This window comes from Nonomuraea recticatena, from assembly GCF_039533245.1.
Lineage (GTDB): Bacteria > Actinomycetota > Actinomycetes > Streptosporangiales > Streptosporangiaceae > Nonomuraea > Nonomuraea roseola.
This window is the reverse complement of record NZ_BAAATE010000206.1, coordinates 1-521: the sequence shown is the minus strand read 5'-3', so window position 1 is coordinate 521 and position 521 is coordinate 1. Positions and strand designations below refer to the sequence as shown.

The window sequence follows — 521 nt, the reverse complement described above, 5'->3', positions numbered from 1 at the left end:
CTCGCCGGAACCTGCGGAGGAGGACAGCATCGCTACCCAGGCGCCAGTGACCGGCCTGCGGCTCGTGCCCGCGCTCGAGCCCGAACACGAGCCGGAGCCCGAGCCCGCCGGCCCGATCCTCACGGCCGTGCCGGACCTCGAATCGGACCCCGACCTCGAGCCGGGAGCAGCAGCGGACCCGGACGGGGCCCCCGCGGGTTCTTCAGCGCCCGAACCGGAACCAGAGGCGGCGATCTTCGTGCCCGAGCGGCCCCGCCGCGAACTGCTCACATTGGACAAGCCGGTCCCGCCGCGCCCGCCGACCACCGGCCGCGACGAGATGATGCCGCGCATCGAGGACGACGAGTCCCTCGACATCGCCGGCTCGCCCCGCGCCGAACTGCGCGCCGCCGGGCTCGCCGTGCCGAAGATGCACCAGCTCGTGCGCCGCGGCGACACCGCCATGTGGGCCTTCGCCGTCCGGTCCTCCGAAGCCCTGCGCTGGTGGCTCGACATCCGCCAGTCCGCCGAGAAGACCGGCT

At 74.3% G+C, this 521-nt stretch carries 1 pseudogene; it reads left to right on the top strand.

Annotated elements, in window-relative coordinates:
* Positions 1-46: 46 nt before the first annotated feature.
* Positions 47-521 (top strand): annotated as a pseudogene (locus tag ABFX50_RS51170) (hypothetical protein); the annotation flags it as partial.